This window comes from Sphingopyxis macrogoltabida, from assembly GCF_001314325.1.
Taxonomy (GTDB): domain Bacteria; phylum Pseudomonadota; class Alphaproteobacteria; order Sphingomonadales; family Sphingomonadaceae; genus Sphingopyxis; species Sphingopyxis macrogoltabida.
The window spans coordinates 4822393-4842446 of record NZ_CP009429.1 but is presented as its reverse complement, the minus strand read 5'-3'; the positions used below and the strand labels follow the sequence as shown (position 1 = coordinate 4842446).

Annotated in this window: 20 protein-coding genes; 8 read left to right on the top strand and 12 right to left on the bottom strand. The window is 67.8% G+C overall.

The window, feature by feature from the left end; translation table 11 throughout:
* Nucleotides 1-173: 173 nt before the first annotated feature.
* The 6 genes from map to LH19_RS23280 all read right to left on the bottom strand — a co-directional run bounded on the left by map (nt 174) and on the right by LH19_RS23280 (nt 5320).
* Nucleotides 174-944: a type I methionyl aminopeptidase gene (map, locus tag LH19_RS23305; RefSeq protein ID WP_054732074.1), complete on the bottom strand. Its 771-nt coding sequence runs from the start codon at nt 942-944 to the stop codon at nt 174-176.
* 1 nt (nt 945) lies between these two features.
* Nucleotides 946-1152, bottom strand: coding sequence for a ParD-like family protein (locus LH19_RS23300; RefSeq protein ID WP_054732072.1), 207 nt, complete (start codon nt 1150-1152; stop codon nt 946-948).
* A gap of 70 nt (nt 1153-1222) precedes the next feature.
* Nucleotides 1223-1711 carry a peptide-methionine (R)-S-oxide reductase MsrB gene (gene msrB / locus LH19_RS23295; RefSeq protein WP_145923579.1) on the bottom strand — a complete coding sequence of 163 codons (489 nt, stop codon included), beginning with the start codon at nt 1709-1711 and terminating at the stop codon, nt 1223-1225.
* 58 nt (nt 1712-1769) lie between these two features.
* On the bottom strand, nt 1770-3026 hold the full coding sequence (locus tag LH19_RS23290; RefSeq protein ID WP_054732068.1) for a cytochrome P450: 1257 nt from the start codon (nt 3024-3026) through the stop codon (nt 1770-1772).
* Between the two features lie 72 nt (nt 3027-3098).
* Nucleotides 3099-4373, bottom strand: a complete 1275-nt coding sequence (locus tag LH19_RS23285; RefSeq protein WP_054732066.1) for an ABC transporter permease — start codon at nt 4371-4373, stop codon at nt 3099-3101.
* On the bottom strand, nt 4370-5320 hold the full coding sequence (locus LH19_RS23280; RefSeq protein WP_082396093.1) for an ABC transporter ATP-binding protein: 951 nt from the start codon (nt 5318-5320) through the stop codon (nt 4370-4372). Before LH19_RS23280 ends, LH19_RS23285 begins: the two co-directional genes overlap by 4 nt.
* Before the next feature lie 67 nt (nt 5321-5387).
* Between LH19_RS23280 and queG the strand changes: the two genes are divergently transcribed.
* The gene (gene queG / locus LH19_RS23275; protein ID WP_054732063.1) at nt 5388-6440 is read left to right on the top strand and encodes a tRNA epoxyqueuosine(34) reductase QueG; all 1053 of its coding nucleotides are present in this window, start codon (nt 5388-5390) and stop codon (nt 6438-6440) included.
* 13 nt (nt 6441-6453) lie between these two features.
* Here the strand turns inward: queG and LH19_RS23270 are convergent, their stop codons facing one another.
* Both LH19_RS23270 and LH19_RS23265 read right to left on the bottom strand, forming a co-directional pair.
* Nucleotides 6454-6834 carry a hypothetical protein gene (locus LH19_RS23270; RefSeq protein WP_054732062.1) on the bottom strand — a complete coding sequence of 127 codons (381 nt, stop codon included), beginning with the start codon at nt 6832-6834 and terminating at the stop codon, nt 6454-6456.
* Nucleotides 6831-7514, bottom strand: a complete 684-nt coding sequence (locus LH19_RS23265) for an EI24 domain-containing protein (RefSeq protein WP_082396090.1) — start codon at nt 7512-7514, stop codon at nt 6831-6833. The genes LH19_RS23270 and LH19_RS23265 overlap by 4 nt, the downstream gene beginning before the upstream one ends.
* A gap of 109 nt (nt 7515-7623) precedes the next feature.
* Between LH19_RS23265 and LH19_RS23260 the strand changes: the two genes are divergently transcribed.
* On the top strand, nt 7624-8622 hold the full coding sequence (locus tag LH19_RS23260) for an adenosine kinase (protein ID WP_054732061.1): 999 nt from the start codon (nt 7624-7626) through the stop codon (nt 8620-8622).
* A gap of 55 nt (nt 8623-8677) precedes the next feature.
* Complete coding sequence (locus LH19_RS23255) at nt 8678-8935, top strand: hypothetical protein (RefSeq protein WP_054589641.1); 258 nt, start codon at nt 8678-8680, stop codon at nt 8933-8935.
* Here LH19_RS23255 and LH19_RS23250 read toward each other — a convergent pair whose 3' ends face one another.
* The 3 genes from LH19_RS23250 to tsaD form a co-directional block, all read right to left on the bottom strand.
* On the bottom strand, nt 8936-10462 hold the full coding sequence (locus tag LH19_RS23250) for a lipopolysaccharide biosynthesis protein (protein ID WP_054732060.1): 1527 nt from the start codon (nt 10460-10462) through the stop codon (nt 8936-8938).
* A 76-nt stretch (nt 10463-10538) separates the two neighbouring features.
* Nucleotides 10539-11531 carry an NAD(P)H-dependent glycerol-3-phosphate dehydrogenase gene (locus tag LH19_RS23245; protein ID WP_054732059.1) on the bottom strand — a complete coding sequence of 331 codons (993 nt, stop codon included), beginning with the start codon at nt 11529-11531 and terminating at the stop codon, nt 10539-10541.
* The gene (tsaD, locus tag LH19_RS23240) at nt 11528-12562 is read right to left on the bottom strand and encodes a tRNA (adenosine(37)-N6)-threonylcarbamoyltransferase complex transferase subunit TsaD (protein WP_054732058.1); all 1035 of its coding nucleotides are present in this window, start codon (nt 12560-12562) and stop codon (nt 11528-11530) included. Before tsaD ends, LH19_RS23245 begins: the two co-directional genes overlap by 4 nt.
* 114 nt (nt 12563-12676) lie before the next feature.
* Between tsaD and hemC the strand changes: the two genes are divergently transcribed.
* From hemC to LH19_RS23215, 5 genes are read left to right on the top strand one after another with little or no spacing between them, the layout of a single operon-like run.
* Nucleotides 12677-13630, top strand: a complete 954-nt coding sequence (hemC, locus tag LH19_RS23235; protein ID WP_054732057.1) for a hydroxymethylbilane synthase — start codon at nt 12677-12679, stop codon at nt 13628-13630.
* The gene (locus LH19_RS23230; RefSeq protein WP_054732056.1) at nt 13627-14316 is read left to right on the top strand and encodes a uroporphyrinogen-III synthase; all 690 of its coding nucleotides are present in this window, start codon (nt 13627-13629) and stop codon (nt 14314-14316) included. The genes hemC and LH19_RS23230 overlap by 4 nt, the downstream gene beginning before the upstream one ends.
* Nucleotides 14317-14335: 19 nt before the next feature.
* Nucleotides 14336-15253, top strand: coding sequence for a mitofilin family membrane protein (locus LH19_RS23225; RefSeq protein ID WP_054732055.1), 918 nt, complete (start codon nt 14336-14338; stop codon nt 15251-15253).
* Nucleotides 15254-15300: 47 nt separating this feature from the next.
* Nucleotides 15301-16503, top strand: coding sequence for an acyl-CoA dehydrogenase (locus LH19_RS23220; protein WP_054732054.1), 1203 nt, complete (start codon nt 15301-15303; stop codon nt 16501-16503).
* Nucleotide 16504: 1 nt separating this feature from the next.
* Nucleotides 16505-17635, top strand: a complete 1131-nt coding sequence (locus LH19_RS23215) for a CaiB/BaiF CoA transferase family protein (RefSeq protein ID WP_054732053.1) — start codon at nt 16505-16507, stop codon at nt 17633-17635.
* 60 nt (nt 17636-17695) lie between these two features.
* Here the strand turns inward: LH19_RS23215 and LH19_RS23210 are convergent, their stop codons facing one another.
* Nucleotides 17696-19984, bottom strand: coding sequence for a TonB-dependent receptor (locus tag LH19_RS23210; protein ID WP_054732052.1), 2289 nt, complete (start codon nt 19982-19984; stop codon nt 17696-17698).
* Nucleotides 19985-20054 lie beyond the last annotated feature (70 nt).

The window sequence follows — 20054 nt, the reverse complement described above, 5'->3', positions numbered from 1 at the left end:
TTATTTCCTTATGTCCGCAAACGGCCGGGAGTGGACGTAAGTCGTTTGGAATTCCTCAATTGTGTCATTCCCGCGAAAGCGGGAACCCAGGGCGGGTTTACACTACTCTGGGTCCCCGCTTTCGCGGGGATGACAAAAGTTGGAAACGTCCGCTCACCACCCCAGAGCCGTCGCTACGCCGCCATTGCTTTTTCGCCGCTGCGCAGGGTCAGCACCTCGACACCGTCGCCGGTCACCGCGACCGTATGTTCGAACTGGGCCGAGAGCTTGCGGTCGTTCGTGACCACCGTCCAGCCGTCCTTTTCGGTCGAGACCTTGCGCGTGCCCTGGTTGATCATCGGTTCGATCGTGAAGACCATGCCCTCGCGCAGCTTCATGCCCGTGCCCCGCCGCCCGAAGTTGAGTACCGACGGCTCCTCGTGCATCTCGCGGCCGATGCCGTGCCCGCAATAGTCGCGGACGACCGAATAGCCGTGCTTCTTCGCATGGCGCTCGATGGCGAAGCCGATGTCGCCAAGATGCGCGCCGGGGCGCACCTGCGCGATGCCCTGCCACATCGCTTCCTGTGCGACGCGGACCAGCCGGCGCGTCGCGGGCGGGATCTCGCCGACGATATAGGTTTTGCTCGAATCGGCGATGAAGCCGTTTTTTTCGAGCGTGATGTCGAGGTTGATGATGTCGCCGCCGCGGATGATCGCGCGCGCGTCGGGCACGCCGTGACAGACGACGTGGTTGATCGAACAGTTGAGGACATATTTGAAGCCGTACTGACCCTTGCTCGCGGGCCGCGCGGCGAGGTCGACGGTGATGAAATCCTCGACAAGGTCGTTGACCTCCATTGTCGACCGGCCGGCGAGATCGATCCCGTCGAGCATTTCGAACACCGACGCGAGCAGCTTGCCCGATATGCGCATCAGCGCCAGCTCGTCGGGCGTCTTGACCATGTCAGGCGGCCGCGAGTTCGGTTGCGCTGCCCTGCGCCGCGCCCAGTTGCATCGCGACGATCTGGTTGAATGACAACGTCGGATGGGCCTCGGCCAGCATGCCGATTTTCATCCAATATTCGGCCTGCGCGTTGATCGAGCGGCACATCACGGTGCTGGCCCGGCGTGCATCCTCGTGCAACGCTTCGTCGATTTTCACGATTCCCATCGCAGGCCCTTCAAGAGAGTGAATATATGAAGCGTATATGCTTCGTATATTATCCCGTCAATGCGCCGCGTCAGGCCGGGCGGAAAGCGAGCGCCGCGCCGTTCATGCAATAACGCTTGCCGGTCGGTTTCGGCCCGTCGTTGAAGACATGGCCGAGATGGCCGCCGCAGCGTTTGCAATGAACTTCGGTGCGCGGATAGCCGAGCTCATGGTCGGTCGACGTGGCGATTCCGCCTTTCAGCGGCGCCCAAAAGCTCGGCCAGCCGGTGCCGCTGTCGAACTTGGTCTTGCTCGAATAGAGCGGCAGTGCGCAGCCCCCGCAGACAAAGGTGCCGCTGCGCTTTTCCTTGTCGAGCGGGCTGGTGAAGGGGCGTTCGGTCGCCGCTTCGCGCAGCACGCGATACGCCAGCGGCGACAGGCGTTTTTGCCATTCGGCGTCGGAAAGCCGCCAGCCGGGTTCGGCGAGCGGGCGTTTGCCGGGCTTGGCGAACAGCAGCGGCGCGGCGATAAGTGCACCGCCGAGCGCGAGACCGGAAAGCAGATAGCGGCGTTCGATCATCGAAGGGCTCCTCATGCCCCCTGTTACCGCGCTGAGATGGGCCCGGCTGTGACCGCCGTCAATAGCGCTCGAGTTCGACCTGCATGTGGCGATAGCCGTGGACGAAGCTGGCGTTGACGCGCTCGGGCTCCGCCAGGACATTCACGCGCAGGCGGCGCTTCTGCATTTCGGAGATCAGGCTCGTGAGCTGCAGTTCGGCGACGCGGGCGCCGACGCAGCGGTGGATGCCATAACCGAAGGCGAGGTGGCGCCGGGCGTTCTCGCGGTCGACGATGATCCGGTCGCCGTCGGGGAAGACGCTCTCGTCGCGGTTCGCCGACGCATACCAGAGCGCGATCTTGTCGCGCGCCCTGATCTGGTGGCCGAACAATTCGGTGTCTTCGAGCGCGGTGCGGCGCATATGCGCGAGCGGGGTCTGCCAGCGGATGATCTCGTGCATCGCGTTGACCGCGAGGTCGGGATCATGGTTCGCCTCGAGCTTCGCGCGCTCTTCGGGGAAGCAATGGAGACCATAGGCATAGGCCGACATCGAATTGCGCGTCGTGTCGTTGCCGCCGACGATGAGCAGGATGAGATTGCCCATGAATTCCTCATGGCTCATGTGGTTCATCGCGTCGGACTGGAGCATGATCGAGATGAGGTCGTGCTTGCCGGGATTCTTCGCCTTGTGATCCCATAATTCCTTGAACGCGGCGCCCATTTCGAAGGCAGTGGCGAGGCGTTGCTGGCGTTCCTCGAGCGTGTTGAAGCTTTCGATATCGCCCAGTGCGTCGGACCAGCGGGTCAGATTGTGACGATTTTCCCACGGGAAATCGAACAGGATCGCGAGCATGTCGGTCGTAAGTTCGATCGACAGCCGCTCGACCCAGTCGAAGGCTTCGCCGACCGGCAGCGTGTCGATCAGCGCCGCGGTGCGCGCCTGGGTGTCGGCGCGCATACGCTCGATTTCGGAAGGGCCGAAGGCGGGGGCGACGGTGCGGCGCTGCGCAGTGTGCTGCGGGGGGTCCATCGCGATGAACATCGGCATCGGGATTTCGCCCTCTTTCAGATGTTCGATCCCGTCGCCGGCGACGGTGATGCCGCCATATTCCCACGACGAGGAGAAGATTTTCGGCAGCGCCTCGATATGCTGGATCGGTTTGTAGGTGGTCACCGACCAATAGGGGCCGAACTTCGAATCCTCGCAATAATAGATCGGCGATTCGGCGCGCAACTGGCGCATCGGTTCCTGCCATTGATCCTCGCGCCACAGGTCGGCGCGCGACAGGTCGAGGGGATGGGGGTCGGCGGGGGTTTCGCGGATGACGGTGGCCATGGGGCGCTCCTCTGTCGAAAGGCCGTCTGGCGCGGCCGATTCCGTTTCAGAATGCCACTATTTACAGCTTTGTCAATCGAGCGCGTCCGGCGTCACCGTGGCCGCTGCGCGCCGCGTCCGCTGCCAGAATTTCCAGCTCGCGCCGCTGCTCAATACCCCGGCGCGGAACAGGCGCACCGACAGCCAGACGACGAGCGCGACCCAGATCGCCTGCCAGCCGAGCGCGAGCAGGTGGACTGCCTTGTCGCCGTCGGTCGCGGCGCGCGCCGCCATCGCGAAGGGCGAGGAGAAGGGAAAAATCTGGGCGAAATGCGCGAGCCCGGTGCCCGGCGCGCTCGCGGCGGCGGCGGACAGGCTGAACATGCCGACCTGGAAGATGGTGATCGGCAGGCTGAGCATCTGGATTTCGCGCACCGTGCTCGCCTGCGCGCCGACGCCGAGGAAGACCGAGCCGAGGAGCAGGAAGGCCATGATGAAATAGGCGACCCCGATGCCGAGAAAAAAGCCCCAGCCGCTCGCGGGGGCGGCAGCGAGAGCGGCCGCCGGCTTGCTCGCGGCGGCGAGCGCGGCAGGGTCCATCTGCGCCGTCGCGACGAACCCGCCGGCGACGGCAACGACGCCCCAGAAGCTGAGGAACAGGATCGCGACGCCGAGCATGCCGAGCAGCTTGCCGAGGAAGACGCTTTCGAGCGGCACCGCGGCGGCGAGGATTTCGATGACCTTGTTGCCTTTTTCCTCGGCGAGCGAGCCGACCGTCTGGCCAGCGAGAAGCAGGGTAACGAGAAAGATGACGAAGACCGCGGCAAAGCCCATCGACTGCTGCGCCGCGATGCTCGTGCCGCCGCTCCGGATGCTCTGGAATTGCGGCGCGGCGGGCGCGACCGACCCTGCGGCGCGGTCGCGCAGCACATCGCTCGCGAGCAGCGCGAGATAGCGCCCGGCGCTGCTCCCCGCCTCGCGCTCGACGATCTGCGGTTTGCCTAGCGGCCCGGACAGCACGGCGTAGGTGTCGGCGCCTTTCTCCTGTGCGATCGCGAAAGGATCGGCCGGCGTGGCGCCGGCGACGCGGATCTCGAGCGTCACCGGACGTTCGCCGCGTGGGAGTGCCTCGCGCAGACGGTCGTCGGCGGCGCGCAGATCCTCGACATCGCCCGCGGCGACGATCGCGACGATGCGGCCCTTGCCGCGCGCACTGTCGGCAAGCTGCGAGGCGCCGATGCCGCCCACCGCGCCCATCCCGATCATGAAGAGCGGCGCGAGCAGGAACAGGAGGAAAGTCGGCGTCGCGACGATCGCCAGAAAATCGCGGCGCGCGATGACGAACATATTCTTGAGGAAGGCGTTCATGCGGCCGCCTCCTCGATGGCGTCTTTTTCGGGGGTCGCGTCGAAGCCGGCGTCGACCTGGCGGACGATGTGAACGAAGGCGTCGTGCAGCCCGGGCCGCGCGATCGACAGGCCCGCGACGCCATGCCCGCTCGCGGTGATCCGCGCCAGCAGCGGCTCGACATCGGCCTCCTCGATCGCAAAATGCCACGCCTCGCCCTTGCGCTCGGCGCCGGCGGGGAGCAGCGCGGCCGCCGCGTCGCCGTCGGTGCGCGGCGTGTAGCGGACCTGCATCGGCAGCAGCGCGCGCGCCTCGTCAACCGTGCCCTCAAAACGCCGCTGCGATCGCGCGATGATCGCGATCCGGTCGCAGAGGCGTTCGGCGTGCGCCATGACATGGGTCGAAAAGAGGATCGTCGCGCCGCGATCGCGTTCGCGCCGCACCAGCATTTCGAGCCGTTCCTGATTGACCGGGTCGAGCCCCGAGAAAGGCTCGTCGAGCACGATCAGGTCGGGGGCGTGGACGATCGAGCCGATGAGCTGGACCATCTGCGCCATGCCCTTCGACATCTTGCGGATCTTTTCGTCGATCACGCGCTCAAGGCCGAGTTCGGTCATGAAGGCGGCGGCGCGGCGGCGGCCTTCGGACCAGTCGAGCCCGCGCAGCGCGCCCATGAAGGCGATTGCCTCGCGCGCCTTCATGCCGGGATAGAGGCCGCGCTCTTCGGGAAGATAGCCGATGCGGTGGCGCACCGATTGCGGCCGGTGCGTGCCGAAGATGCGGCTCGTGCCCGCGTCGGGGTCGATGATGCCGAGCGTCATCCTGAGGCTGGTCGTCTTGCCCGCGCCATTGGGGCCGAGCACGCCGTAGATGCTGCCCGTCGGCACCGCGAGGCTGACATGATCGACCGCCTTGAAATCGCCGAAATATTTGGTGAGGCCGTTCGCCTCGACGCTGTAATCGTTCAAACCCGGGTCCCCGATCTTCTCACCTGCAAGCTATGGCACGGCAAGGCGGCTCGCGTATAGAGCGCCAATGGTTGCGGAAGCCTTGCCTTCACTGGAGCAAAGACTCGCCGATGTCGCGCGCGCCCACGGCTTCGTCGCGTTCGGCATCGCGCGCGCCGATGCGGCGCCGCAGACGGCGGCGCGGCTGAACCAGTGGCTCGCCGACGGGTGCCACGGCAGCATGATCTGGATGGAAAGCCGCGCGGCGCAGCGCGGCTCGCCCACCGGACTATGGCCCGAGGTCCGGTCGGTGATCGCGCTCGGCATGAGCTATGCCCCGGCGCACGATCCGCTCGCGCTGGAGGGCGTGCCCGACCGCGGACGCATTTCGGTCTATGCGCAGGGCGGCGACTATCATGACGTCGTCAAAAAGGCGCTCAAGGCAGTGGCGCGCTGGCTCGTCGCCGAGGTGAAGGACGCCGAGGTCAAGGTGTTCGTCGATACCGCGCCGGTGATGGAAAAACCGCTGTCGGCCGCGGCGGGGCTCGGCTGGCAAGGCAAGCACACCAACCTCGTCAGCCGCGACCATGGCAGCTGGCTGTTCCTCGGTGCCATCTACACGACGCTCGACCTCGCGCCGTCGACGCCGGGGCGCGATACGTGCGGGAGCTGTTCGGCGTGTCAGGACGCGTGCCCGACCAACGCCTTTCCCGCCCCTTACCGGCTCGATGCGCGCCGCTGCGTTTCCTATCTGACGATCGAGCATGACGGGCCGATCCCCGAAGAGCTGCGGCGCGGGATCGGCAACCGCATCTATGGCTGCGACGATTGCCTGGCTGCCTGTCCGTGGAACAAGTTTGCCGAAACCGCGCATGCGCATCGCGCTTTCCTGCCGCGTGCCGAACTGGTGGCTCCGGCGCTCGCCGACCTGCTGGCGCTCGACGACGCGGGGTTCCGGCAGGTCTTTGCGGGATCGCCGATCAAGCGGATCGGCCGCAACCGGATGGTGCGCAACGCCGCGATCGCTGCCGGCAACAGCGGCGATCCGGGGTTTCGCGGGATATTGCAGCAGCTTACTTCGGACGAATCGCCGATGGTTGCCGATGCCGCGGCGTGGGCGCTCGCCGAGCTGGCGTCATGACGGCGGCGCGATCCTAACGCTGTTGCAGCGCCTGCGCGCAGCTATTCACTTCGGCGTTGCGGCCGTCGGGCGTCCGCGCATCGACATGTGTTGCGACCGGAGCGGCGCCGGCGCGCGCCGCGTAGAAATAAATGTCGAGGACGCACGCCGTGCCGGCGAATTGCAGTTTTCGTCCTGCACCTTCGGTGACATCGAGCCGCGGCTTGCCGAACATGCGGCCGATCGCATCGGCGCTGTTGCCGATCAGCGCATTGTTCTGCACCGGCTTGACCACCGTCGGCGGGGGGGCGGTCACGGCGGGCGGCGTCGAAGGGCGCGGAATTGCGGGGCCGGCGCAGGCGCCGAGGGTCAGCGCGAGCCCGGCGATGGCGGCCAGGCGGTGGCTTTGGATCATGTCAGTCGGTCCCCGTTCCGCAGGTGCAGCATGTGCACGGCCATAGCGGCGCTCAATATCGGCGCAAACAAATTGGCGACGGGCACCATGAAGCTTGCGGCGGACAGCAGCCCGAGCGACCAGCGCGCGGCGCGGTCGAAGCGCGGCTGCGCGGGATGGCGCGCCAGCACCATCGCCTCGAGGTCGCGGCCGAGCAGCAGCGCGTTGACCGCCAGCGCGAGCAGGACGGTGCCGACGCCGGTGACGAGCAAGAGGATGTAGAGCGGCAGGGCGAGCAGGTTGCCGCCTATCAGCCGCGCCAGCGAGGCGAGGGCAAGCGCGATATTCTGTCGCCAGCCGACATCCACGGCCTGCGCCGCCGCGGCGGGATAATGGCGCCCCTCGACATCGGCGACGATACCATCGGCGAACAGCCCGACAACGACGATCGCGACGGCGCGGAACAGCAGCCAGCTTCCCGCGATCAGCAGCAGGATGATCAACAGCCCCGCCATGTCGGTCCCGGCCTCGCCCAGCCATTGCCAGTGCGCGAGGCCCCAGCGGGCGGCAAAGAAAAGCCCCGTACCGGAGGCCGCGAAGATCAGCAGGGTCAGCGCGAGGCTGAGCGCGAGGATGCGGAGCACGCGCGGCTGCGGCAGGTCGCGAAGCGCCAGAAGCAGGGCGTGAACGGCGCGGGTCATGGGCGTGAATGGCGCGCGAACGGGCGCTGCGTCAAGCGCGCACGCTTGCACTGCCGTGCTGCCACCCGTAAAGGCCCGCGCAGCTTTTCTCTCCCGGACAGGAAATTTCATGGCCTCCACTGCTCGTTTCGACGTCGTCGCCATCGGCAATGCGATCGTCGACGTTCTCGCCCGCGCCGACGACAGCCTCATCGAGGCCGAAGGACTCACCAAGGGCTCGATGCGGCTGATCGACGCGGCGGAGGCCGAGCGCCTCTATGCGGCGATGGGGCCGGCGGTCGAGGTATCGGGGGGCAGCGCGGCGAACACGCTTGCGGGCATGGCGGTGCTGGGCGAACGCTGCGCGTTCATCGGGCAGGTCGCCGACGATCAGCTTGGCCATGTCTTCACGCACGACCTCCGCGCGCTCGGTGTCGCCTATGAAACGCCGCCGCTGACGGAAGGCGCGCCGACGGCGCGCTGCCTGATCCTCGTGACGCCCGACGGCCAGCGCACGATGAATACCTTCCTCGGCGCCAGTCACCTGCTCGAACAGGCGATGATCGACGAGGAGTGGATCGCCGATGCCGAAATCCTCTATCTCGAAGGCTATCTGTGGGATCCCGAATTGTCGCGCGCGGCGATGCGGCGGGCGATCGACGTATCGCGCGGTGCGGGGCGCAAGGTCGCCTTCACGCTTTCGGACGCCTTCATCATCGACCGCCACGGCGCCGATTTCCGCAAACTGATCGCCGAAGGGCTGTTCGACATATTGTTCGCGAATGAGGTCGAGATCCAGGCACTTGCCGAAACCGACGATTTCGAGGCGGCGGTTGCGAAGATCGCGCCGCAGGTGCCGCTGCTCGTGGTGACGCGCGGCTCGGACGGGGCGATCGCGCTGCAGGATGGCGAACGCACTGCGGTCGGTGCCGAACCGATCGAAACGGTCGTCGACACGACAGGCGCAGGCGACTTGTTCGCGGCGGGTTTCCTGTCGGGCTTCGCCGAAGGGCGTTCGCTCAAGGATTGCCTGACGATGGGCGCCGTCTGCGCGCGCGAGATCATCGCGCAGGTCGGCCCGCGGGCGCAGACCGACCTCAAGGCCAAGGTCGCGGCGCGGTTGGGATAGGAACCTTCATCGGCGTTGACGCGTCCTATGCGCCATCCAGCATAGGAGAATTCTTATGGCCGATGAAATCCACACGACGCGCGATCCCGACGGGACGACGCACACCACCACTGTCATCGACCGCGAGCCCCGGCGCGGTGGGGGGATGGGGCTTGGCCTGATCCTGCTTGTCGCGATCGTGATCGCGGGATTCTTTGCCTTCCAGTTCCTCGCCAACGATAAGGCAGAGAGCGGCGCGATCACCGAAGCGGCGCAAAAGGTCGGCGATGCCGCCGAAAATGTCGGCGATGCCGCACAGGAAGCGGTGAAATAATCAGCTTGCCGGGGTTTCCGCCGTCGCCGGGTGCTTCTTGAACAGCGCCCGGTCGGCGGGGCCGAAACCGCGCGTCCAGATCAGCCAGGCATAGATGCCGAGGATGAAGGGCACGCCGATCAAGAGCTCCGCCCATTCGGGAAGCTGCGTCGCGCCCCAGCCGAGCGCGGCGGCGCCTGCGGTGGCCCAGACGAGCGCCCAGCGCAGACTGTTGACCGGCGCCTTCAGGATATGCGCGAGCAGGCGGGCCTTGACGACCGACGCGAAACCGAGCGCGAGCATCAGCGCGGCGGCGACCGCGACGGCATAATAAATGGGGTGCAACCCCATCGATTGGGCGATCAGGATGAGGGCAACGCTGAGGACGGCCTGTAGCGCCAGCGTCGCGAGGCTGATCGCGAGATTGCGGTGGCGTGCAACATAGACGAGCGCCGCTTCGCTGACGACGGCGGTCGCGGCGACGACCTCGGCGGCGAGCAGGAAGGCAAGCGCGCCGGTACCGCTGACGAATTGCGGTCCGACGAGGCCCATCACTGCTTCGCCCGGGATGCCGAGCGCGAGCGCGACGCCGGCCTGCGCGGCGATGATCCAGAAGCCGACCTGGCTGACCTGCGCCGCCACGGCGGCAAGGCGATTTTCGGCGAGATTGCGCGTTATGACGGGGCCGAGGATCGGCTCGAAGCTGGTCTTGAGCTTCTGCGGCAGCGAGGCGACCTGCTGCGCCATATAATAGATGCCGTAGATCGTCGGCGAGGTGAACTGGCCGAGGATGAACAGGTCGAGGCGGCGGGTGCCCCATTCGATGGCATCGGCGGCGGCGAGCGGCGCGTTGCGCCGCGCAACTGTGATCAGATGCGCCGGATGCGGGCGCCAGACGCCGGGGCCGCCATAGTGGCGGATCATCGGGATCAGCGCGGTCAGGAATGCGCCGACCATCGCGGCGGCGTAGGACAGCATCAGCCCGTCGCGGACCGACACGAACCAGAATCCCGCCGCGGCGGCGCTGATCACCCACGGTTCGACGATCGCGCGCGCGCGCACCGTTGCGCCGATATCGAAGCGGTAGGCGCAGGCGGCAAGCGCGATGTCGGTGCCGGCGATCGCGAAAACGAGCAGCGCCATCCAGCGGTCGGTGCCGTCGAGGTCGCCCGCCGGGAACATCAGTTGCGGCAAGACGAAAAGCAGCGCCGATCCCGCGGCCGACGCGAGGAAGGCGACGAACATGCCGTCCCACACGACGATGCGGTGATCGGCGCCCGGCGCGCTCAATTGCTCGGCGAGGCCGCGCTTGAGCCCGAGCGTCGCAAGCTGCGCGACGAGTTCGATGACGAGCACCGCGAAGGCGAAGCGGCCGACCGCTTCGGGACCGTACCAGCGGCCCGCGACGTAGAGGAAGGGGAGGCGCGCGACGAGGCGGATGATGAAGCCGAGCAAATTGGTGCGCCCGCCCTTGGCGAGCGCGGCGGTATCGGCGTCGCGCGGTGTGTCGGCCGAATCGGGCGCGGCTGCGCTGTCCGTCTGGCTCAAGCCTCGCGCCCCTTCTGCTGCGTCCCGCGCCTCGTTCTAGCGCGGCGGGGAAGGGCAGGCAATTGAATGTAGGGCGTCACCGGCCCTCGGTTCGCAGCGGGCGGCTGAGCAATGCCTGAACGGCCTCGGCGACACGGGTTTCGCCGGCGACCAGCCGCGCGACGGCGTCGGTGATCGGCATGTCGATGCCGTCCGCATGCGCGGCCGCTGCGACGACCGGGGCGCTGAACGCCCCTTCCGCTACGGTGCGGCGGTCGGCCATCAATGTCGCGGCGGCTTCGCCGCGCCCGAGCCCCTGGCCGAGCGCAAAGTTGCGCGAGTTGGCCGAGGTGCAGGTGAGGACGAGGTCGCCGAGACCGGCGAGCCCGGCGAGCGTTTCGGCCGCCGCGCCGCGCGCCAGACCGAAGCGCGTCATTTCGGCGAAACCGCGGCTGATCAGCGCCGCGCGCGCGTTGAGCCCGAGCCCGGCCCCGTCGACGATACCGCAGGCGATCGCGAGGATATTCTTGATCGCGCCGCCGATTTCGGCGCCGATCACGTCGGTCGAGGCATAGGGACGGAAATGCGGCCGGGCGAGCGCGCGCGCGATATCGACTGCTACCGCGGCATCGTCGGCGGCGAGGGTGATTGCGGTCGGCAGGCCCGCGGCGACCTCATGCGCGAATGTCGGCCCCGACAGCACCGCATGCGGCCGCCCCGGCGCAAGCTCGCGCGCCATGTCGATCGGAAAGGCAAAGCTGCCGGCCTCCATCCCCTTGCTGCACAGGATCAGCGGCGCGTCGCCCGCCGGGAGTTCGGCGAGCACCGCGCGGAGGAACGGCACCGGCACGACGACGAGCAGCGCGTCGCAGGCGGCGAGGTCGGCGAGGTCGCCGGTCGCGGTCAGCGAAGGCGACAGCGCGGCATCGGGAAGGAACAGCGGGTTGCGATGATCGGCGTTTATCGCTGCGACGACGTCGGCCTCGCGCGCCCAGAGCCGGACCGGCGCGCCTTCGGCGGCGAGCAGTTGCGCGAGCGCGGTACCCCAAGCGCCGCCGCCGACCACACCGAAGTTCGAATATGACGTCATGCTTTCACTCCCGCGCCGCGCACCGCCTCGGCTGCGGGATCGAGCGGCCAGCGCGGGCGCGCCGCGACCCCGAGGTCGTCGGTGATCCCGGCCGCGAAACGCTCGGCACCGGCCCAGGCGATCATCGCGCCATTGTCGGTGCAAAGCCAGAGCGGCGGCGCGACGAAGGGCTTGTCGAAACGCGCGGCGAGACCGGTCAGCGCATCGCGGATCGCGCCGTTCGCGGCGACGCCGCCGGCGACGACGAAGGCGGTCGCTTCGGGGCAGGCGCCCAGCGCGATGCGGCTGCGATCGACGAGGCAGTCGACCACCGCCTGCTGGAAGGAGGCGGCGAGGTCGGGGACGCTGTGCGCGCCGGATGCGGCGGCGCGCGCGACCGCGCTCTTGAGCCCGGCGAAGGAGAAGTGCGGCTCGGCGCTGCCGACGAGCGGGCGCGGCAGCGGTACGGCTTGGCGGTTGCCATCCCTTGCGACGCGTTCGACCGCGGGCCCGCCGGGATAACCGAGGCCGAGCAGCTTGGCGGTCTTGTCGAAGGCTTCGCCGGCGGCGTCGTCGATCGTCGTCGCAAGCCGGCGGTAATCGCCGACGCCCTTGACGAGCAGGAGTTGGCAATGGCCGCCCGAGACGAGCAGCAGCAGATAGGGAAATTCGAGCGCCGGATCGGCGAGGCGCGGGCTCAGCGCATGGCCTTCGAGATGATTGACCGCGATCAGCGGCTTGTTCGCGGCATGCGCCAGCGCCTTGCCCGTGACGAGGCCGACCATCACCCCGCCGATCAGCCCCGGCCCGGCGGTCGCGGCGACCGCGTCGATGTCGGCGAGGGTGACGCCGGCGTCCTTCAGCACGCCGGCGACGATCGGCGCGAGCCGGACGACATGCGCGCGCGCCGCAATCTCGGGCACGACGCCGCCATAGGGCGCGTGATCGGCCTCCTGTCCCGCGACACGGTGCGCCAATATGCGCCGGTCGCTGTCGACGAGCGCTGCCGCGGTTTCGTCGCAGCTCGATTCGAGGCCGAGGATCAGGGTCATATTGTCGCGCGTCCCTTTACCCGCCCCTTTGTCGCGAGGGCAAGTGAAGCCTCCGGAGCATTTCCTGCCCAAAAACCGGTTCCCACTTTTTCGGGAAATGCTCTAGCGGGGGATATGGCTTCGATCCCGCTTCCCACCCCCGCCCGCCCGCTGCGCATCGGCACGCGCGCCTCGCCGCTCGCGCTGGCGCAGGCGAATATGGCCGCCGCCGCGCTGGTCGCCGCACACGGCCTCGACCTCGCGGCGCTCGAAATCGTGCCGATGACCGCGACCGGCGACCGGATTCAGGACCGCGCGCTCGCCGAGGTCGGCGGCAAGGCGCTGTGGACGCGCGAACTAGACGCCGCGCTCGACGCGGGCGAGATCGACATAGCGGTACACTCGCTGAAGGATGTCGAGACGCTGCGCGATCCGCGCTTTGCCCTTATCGCGATGCTCGAGCGCGCCGATCCGCGCGACCGGCTCGTCGTCCGCGACGGGATCGATGGGACGGCGATCGCCGAGCTGCCGCAGGGCGCGCGGCTGGGGACAAGCAGCCCGCGCCGCGCGGCGCAGGTCCGGCGGCTACGCCCCGATATCGAAACGACGCTGCTGCGCGGCAATGTCGCGACGCGGCTCGGCAAGCTCGCGGCGGGTGACGTCGATGCGACCTTGCTCGCGGCGGCGGGGCTCGACCGGCTGGGGATGTACGAAGTCGGCCAGGTGATACCGATCGACCTCTTGCTGCCCGCGGCGTCGCAGGGCGCGATCGGGATCGAATGCCGCGCCGACGATGCCGCGACCCGCGCGCTGCTTGCGGCGGTCGACCATGCGGCGACACACGCGGCAGTCGCTGCCGAGCGGGCGTTTCTGGCCGGGCTTGGCGGCGATTGTCGCTCGCCGGTGGCGGCGCATGCGCATTGGCGGCACGACGGCACGCTACGGCTCGACGCCGAAATCTATTCGGAAGACGGCGCCGAGCATGTCGCCGGGCACGCGCTGGTCAGCGATGCCGCAGCCGCCGCGGATCTGGCGCGCCGGCTGCTCGACGAAGCGCCCGAGGCGGTGCGGAGTCTGTTCGCGGCATGACGGCGGGCCTGCCGCTGCTTGTTACACGGCCCGATCCGGGCGGCGCGGCGACGGTGGAACGGGCGCGGGCGCTGGGACTCGATGCGCGGCCTATGCCGCTGTTCGAGGCGCATGCGTTGGCCTGGACGGCGCCGGACGTGGCGGATTTCGATGCCATGCTGGTGACCAGCGCGCAGGCGGTGCGGCTTGCCGGTCCCGAACTCGCCCGCCTTGCGACGTTGCCCGTCCATGCCGTCGGCGCCGCCACCGCGCAGGCGGCCGAAGCGGCAGGATTGTCGGTCGCGGCGGCGGGCGACAGCGACGCGCAGCATCTGCTGGACGCCATGGTATCGGAGGGCATTACCCGCATTCTGTGGCTTTGCGGCCGCGACCGTTCGGCGTTCGACGCGCGTGGCGCGGCGCTGGTGCCTGTTCCCTGCTATGCCGTCGATCCGGTGCCGCCGCCGCCCGGATGGGATGCGCTGCTCGCGGCGCCGGCGGTGCTGCTCGCCCATTCGGCGCGCGGCGCGGCGCGGATCGCTAATCTGGCCGGCGCGGCGCATAAGCATTTGAAACTGGTAGCGATCAGCGCGAAAGCGGCCGCCGCAGCGGGAAGCGGGTGGGCGGAAATTGCCGTTGCCGGGCGCCCCGATGACGCCGCGATGTTGGCAGAGGCGCATGCTTTGTGCCACAAGGGGGGCAAATAGGGTCGTTCGAAAGAGACACATGGCAATCGACAGCATCGACACGTCCTCGCCGATCGGCGGCGAGGCTCCGGTGAGACGGCTATCGTTCCGGACGCTCGCCATCGGCGCGTTCATCCTGCTCCTGATCGGCGTGGTCGGCGGCGGCTGGGCGATGAATCGCCTGCTCGCCGACGGCAAGGACAAGACGCCGCTGACGAAGGTGATCGACACGCCGGCGGTGGCCGGCGCGTTGGGGCTTGCCGAGCAGGCCGAGGCCGAAGCGGCGGCCGGGCAGCCGGCGATGGTGGTGGCGCCGGTCGACGGCGCGAATGCCTTGGCAGCGCGGGTTGCCGAACTCGAACAGCGGCTGTCGCGGATCACGCTCGAAGCCGAATCGGCATCGGGCAATGCGTCGCGGGCCGAAGGGCTGCTTGTCGCCTTTGCCGTCCGCCGGGCGCTCGATCGCGGTCTGTCGCTCGGCTATCTCGACGCGCAGCTCCGCCTGCGCTTCGGCGACGATCAGCCCAATGCTGTCAAGACGATCATCGACACCTCGCGCGAGCCGGTGACGCTGGAGCAGTTGCGCAGCGATCTCGACACGCTCGCCCCGCAGCTTGTCGGACGCAGCGACGGCGACGGCAGCCTGTGGACCGGGTTTCGCCGCGAGATCAGCGAGTTGTTCACGGTGCGGCCGGCGGGAACGCAATCGACGCGCGCCTCCGAACGGCTCGATCGCGCGCGCCGCTATCTGGCGGCCGGGCAGGTCGACAAGGCGATCGCCGAGGTCGAGGCGATGCCGGGTGCCGAGGCTGCAGGCGAGTGGCTGATCGACGCGCGCCGTTATCACGAGGCGCGTCGCGCGCTTGACCTCATCGAGACCGCAGCGATATTGGAGCCGCGCGACAGCCCGGCTGCTGCGATGGCCGGGCGCAAACCGGCACCGACCGAAACCCCCTAGTGCGTCGCCCGGCAGGGCGGCTCGCCTTCTGAAGAAAGCCCGTGACCATGGCCTTGGCTGATCCGCAGCGCATCGAGGCGCTCGACCCGTTCGACCCGCTCCAGCTCGACGACCAGCTGAGCGAAGAGGAGCGGATGATCCGCGACGCCGCGCGCGCCTATGCCGAAGGTGAATTGCTGCCGCGCGTCACCTCGGCCTTCCTCGACGAGCGGTTCGACCGCGAGATCATGTCCGAAATGGGCGCGCTCGGCCTGCTCGGGGCGACGATCGACCCCGAATATGGCGGCGCGGGGCTGAATTATGTCAGCTACGGCCTGATCGCCCGCGAAGTCGAACGCGTCGATTCGGGCTATCGCTCGGCCTGCTCGGTGCAGAGCTCGCTCGTCATCCACCCGATCAATGCCTATGGCAGCGAGGAACAGAAGCGCAAATATCTGCCCGGACTCACCTCGGGCGAGCTGGTCGGCTGCTTCGGCCTGACCGAGCCCGACGCGGGCAGCGACCCCGGCAGCATGCGCACCCGCGCCGAGAAGATCGAAGGCGGCTATCGCCTCAAGGGCGCGAAGATGTGGATCACCAATTCGCCGATCGCCGACGTCTTCGTCGTCTGGGCGAAGTCGGAAGCGCATGACGGCGCGATCCGCGGCTTCGTCCTCGAAAAGGGCATGAAGGGTCTGTCGGCGCCGAAGATCGAGGGCAAGGTGAGCCTGCGCGCCTCGATCACCGGCGAGATCGTGATGGACGGGGTCGAGGTCGGCGAGGACGCGCTGCTGCCGCATGTCTCGGGTCTCAAGGGTCCCTTCGGCTGTCTCAACCGCGCGCGCTACGGCATCGGCTGGGGCGCGATGGGCGCCGCCGAATTCTGCTATGAAGCCGCGCGTAACTACACGCTGGAGCGCAAGCAGTTCGGTCGCCCGCTCGCGGCAAACCAGATCGTCCAGTTGAAACTGGCCAATATGCTCACCGAAATCTCGCTCGGGCTGCAGGCGGCGCTGCGCGTCGGCCGGCTGATCGACGACGGGCGGCTCGTCCCCGACGCGATCAGCCTTTTGAAGCGCAACAATTGCGGCAAGGCACTCGATATCGCGCGCGTCGCGCGTGACATGCACGGCGGCAACGGCATTTCGGCCGACTATCACGTCATCCGCCACGCGGTGAACCTCGAGACGGTGAACACCTATGAGGGCACGCACGACGTCCATGCGCTGATTCTCGGTCGCGCGATCACCGGCATCGCCGCTTTTTCCTGAGATGAAGCCGCTGGAAGGTCTGCGCGTCGTTGAGCTGGCGCGCGTGCTTGCCGGGCCATGGTGCGGTCAACTGCTCGCCGACCTCGGCGCCGAGGTGACCAAGGTCGAGCGGCCGGGCGCCGGCGACGATACGCGCGAATGGGGGCCGCCCTTCGTGACCGGACCGGACGGCGAAGCGCTTGGCGCGGCCTATTATCATAGCTGCAACCGCGGCAAGCGGAGCGTCGCGATCGACATCGCCAGTCCCGAGGGGCAGGCCGAGGTGCGCGCGCTGCTCGCCGATGCCGATGTCGTGATCGAGAATTACAAGGTCGGCGGGCTCGTCAAATACGGGCTCGACCCGGCGCGGCTGCGTGCCGATTTTCCGCGGCTGATTATCTGCTCGATCACCGGTTTCGGGCAGACCGGCCCTTATGCGCATCGCGCCGGCTACGACTATATCGTCCAGGCGATGAGCGGCTTCATGTCGCTGACCGGCGAACCCGACGGCGCGCCGCAAAAGGCGGGTATCGCCTATGCCGACATCTTCACCGGCATGTATGCGACGGTCGCGATCCTCGCCGCGCTGCGACGCCGTGACGTCGCGGGCGATAGCGACGGGGGCGGCGCGCATATCGACATGGCGCTGCTCGATAGTCAGGTCGCGGTGCTCGCGAATCAGGCCGCCAATTATCTGGCGAGCGGCGTGGTGCCCAAGCGGATGGGCAACGGCCACGTCAATGTCGTGCCCTACCAGGTGTTTGCGACCGCCGACGGCCAGCTCGTCATCGCGGTCGGCAACGACAGCCAGTATCGCAAGCTTTGCGCAATCCTGGGGGTGCCCGAGTGGGGCGACGACCCGCGTTTTGCCAATAATGCCGCGCGGCTCGCCAACCGTGCCGAGTTGATCCCGCTGCTCGCGGCAAAGATCGCCGCGTGGGACGCGCAGCCGCTGTCGCTGGCGCTCGAGGCCGAGGGCGTGCCGTCGGGACCGATCAACGACATGGCGGGGGTCTTCGCCGATCCGCAGGTCGTCGCGCGCGGTCTGCGCTTCCGTCCCGAAGGCGCGTCGATCGACGGCGTCGCGAGCCCGATCGTCATCGACGGCGAGCGTATGGTTGCGGCCACCGGCGCGCCGCGGCTCGGCACATAAAAAAGGGGCGCCGTTACGGACGCCCCTTTCCCCTTTTTTCCGTTCCCTTTTTCCGGTCGATCAGAATTTGACGCCGGCGCGCACGGTGAAGGTGCGCGGCGCGCCGTAATAGACGGTGCGGATGCTGCCGATGCTGGAGAAATCCTGTCCATCGGTCTTGTAGCGCTTGTCCGAGAGGTTCTGGCCATAGAGGCCAAGGCTGAACTTGCGCGCCTCGTCTTCCCAGACGATGCGGGCGTCGTGGAGCCAGTAGCCGCGCTGGAACAGCCCCTCGATCTCGGTCGTCGTGCCGACGGTGCCGACGATATAGGTGTTGTCGACCGCGAGCGCCGTGGTCGAGCGATAGCGCGTCTGGCCGCCGACCGTCAGGAAACCCGACCCGCCGAGATCGGCCTCATATTGCGCCCCGAAGCGCATCGTCCATTTCGGCGCGAAGGCGGGGCGCTGGAAGGCGCGGCTGCCGTCGGGGAAGCGCGCGTCGTCGAATTCCTTGTACTCGGCGTCGAGATAGCCGATCTGGGTGTCGAGCAGCAGCCCGGTCGCCGGAGTGAGCGCGAGTTCGAGTTCGGCGCCGCGGATCTGCAGCTTGCCCGCGTTGAGCACGCTCAGCACCGGCACCGGCAGCCCCGTGTTCGGGTCGGTGTCGATGCCTGACACACGCGCCTGGAAATCCTTATAGTCGTTGTGGAACACCGCGATGCTGAAGCGCGCGATGTCGGCGACCGATCCCTTGAACCCAGCCTCGTACGACCAGACTTTCTCGGGCGCATAGGCGGTCGATTCGGCGGCGCTGTTCGCGCGGCCGTTAAAGCCGCCCGATTTGAAGCCCTTGGCGGCGCGCGCATAGAACATCAGATTGTCGGTGAAGCGATAGTCGATCGAGGCCATCGGCGACCAGTCGTCCCAGCTCTGCTTGCGCGCGAACACATAGGGCACGACGCTGGTCAGCAGCGGGCTGGTCGAGAAGGTCGAGGTGGTGCGCCAGTAATCCTTCTTCTCGTCGGTATAGCGGAGGCCCGCCGAGATGCGCAGCGCATCGGTGACCGCGAAGCTGGCATTGGCATAGGCGGCGTAGCTTTTCGTCGTCAGCGTATCGTCGATCGTCCGCAGGAAAGTCGGGTTGCCGAGCAGCGGCCCGATCAGGTCGTCGGCATAGGCCTCCTGATGCGACGCGATATCTTCTTTCAGATAATAGAGCCCGCCGACCGCCTGCAGCCGCTCGCCGGTATAGTTGAGCTGCAATTCCTGGCTGAACTGTTTCTGCCAGACGCCGACGAACACGTCGCCCATCTCAAGCTCGGTCGCGTCGATATCGACATAATCCTTGGTGACGAGCCGGCGATAGGCGGTGATCGACTTCAGCTGGAGATCGTCGGTCACGTTCCACGCGGCGGCCGCGCTGGTGCCCCAGTGGCGCAGCTTGGTCGAATTGGGCAGGCTGGGCGTCGTGCGGCCGGTGAAGTCATAGTCCTTGGGATCGGGGTTGGTCGGCAGCGCAAGGGCGGTGCCACCGCCGATCAGATAGGTCAGCGAATTGAGCGGCTGGCCGACGGTCAGCGACGCGTCGTCGCGCGTATAGTCGAGCGAGACGTCGAGGCGGAAATCGGCGCTGGGGGTGAAGGCCAGCGCCCCGCGCGCGGCGATCGTGTCCTTGTCGTTATAATCGCGGTCGAGCACCGCATCCTCGACATAGCCGTCGCGCTTCGCCCGCATCACCGCGAAGCCGGCGGCGAGCGTGTCCGAAACGGGACCCGAAGCCGACGCCTTGATCTCGAACTGGTCGTAGGAGCCGTAGGCGGCCGAAACGCCGCCACGGAAGGTCTGGCCGGGTTTGCGGGTGACGACTTTCAGCGCGCCGCCGATCGTGTTCTTGCCATAGAGCGTGCCCTGCGGCCCGCGCAGCACCTCGACGCGTTCGAGGTCGAGCAGGTCGAGCTGGGTGCCGCGGATGCGGCTGTAATAGACATCGTCGACATAGACGCCGACCGCGGGATCGAAGGTCTGCAGCGCGTCGGGCTGGCCGATGCCGCGGATATAGATGTTGGTCGCGTTCGACGAACCGCGGCCCTGCACGACGTTGAGATTGGGGACGGCGCCCTGCAGCCCGGTGGTGTCCGACGCCTGGATGCGGTCGAGCGCGCGTTCGGAGAAGGCCGATACCGAAACGGGAACGGTTTCGAGCCGTTCTTCGGTGCGGCGGGCAGTTACGACGATCTCTTCGCCGCCGACATCGGCGGTCGCGCTGTCATCGGCGGCGTCCTGCGCGAAAGCGGCCGGGACGAAGGCGAGCATCGAAAGCGTGGTCGAGGCGAGGACGGCGCTGCGCAGGCCGCGGGCGAAAGGACGCATGAAAACTCTCCCATGTCGGGGGTGACCCCTCGCCACCCGCTTGCTTTTATCGTGCCCGGTCTTGCCAAGC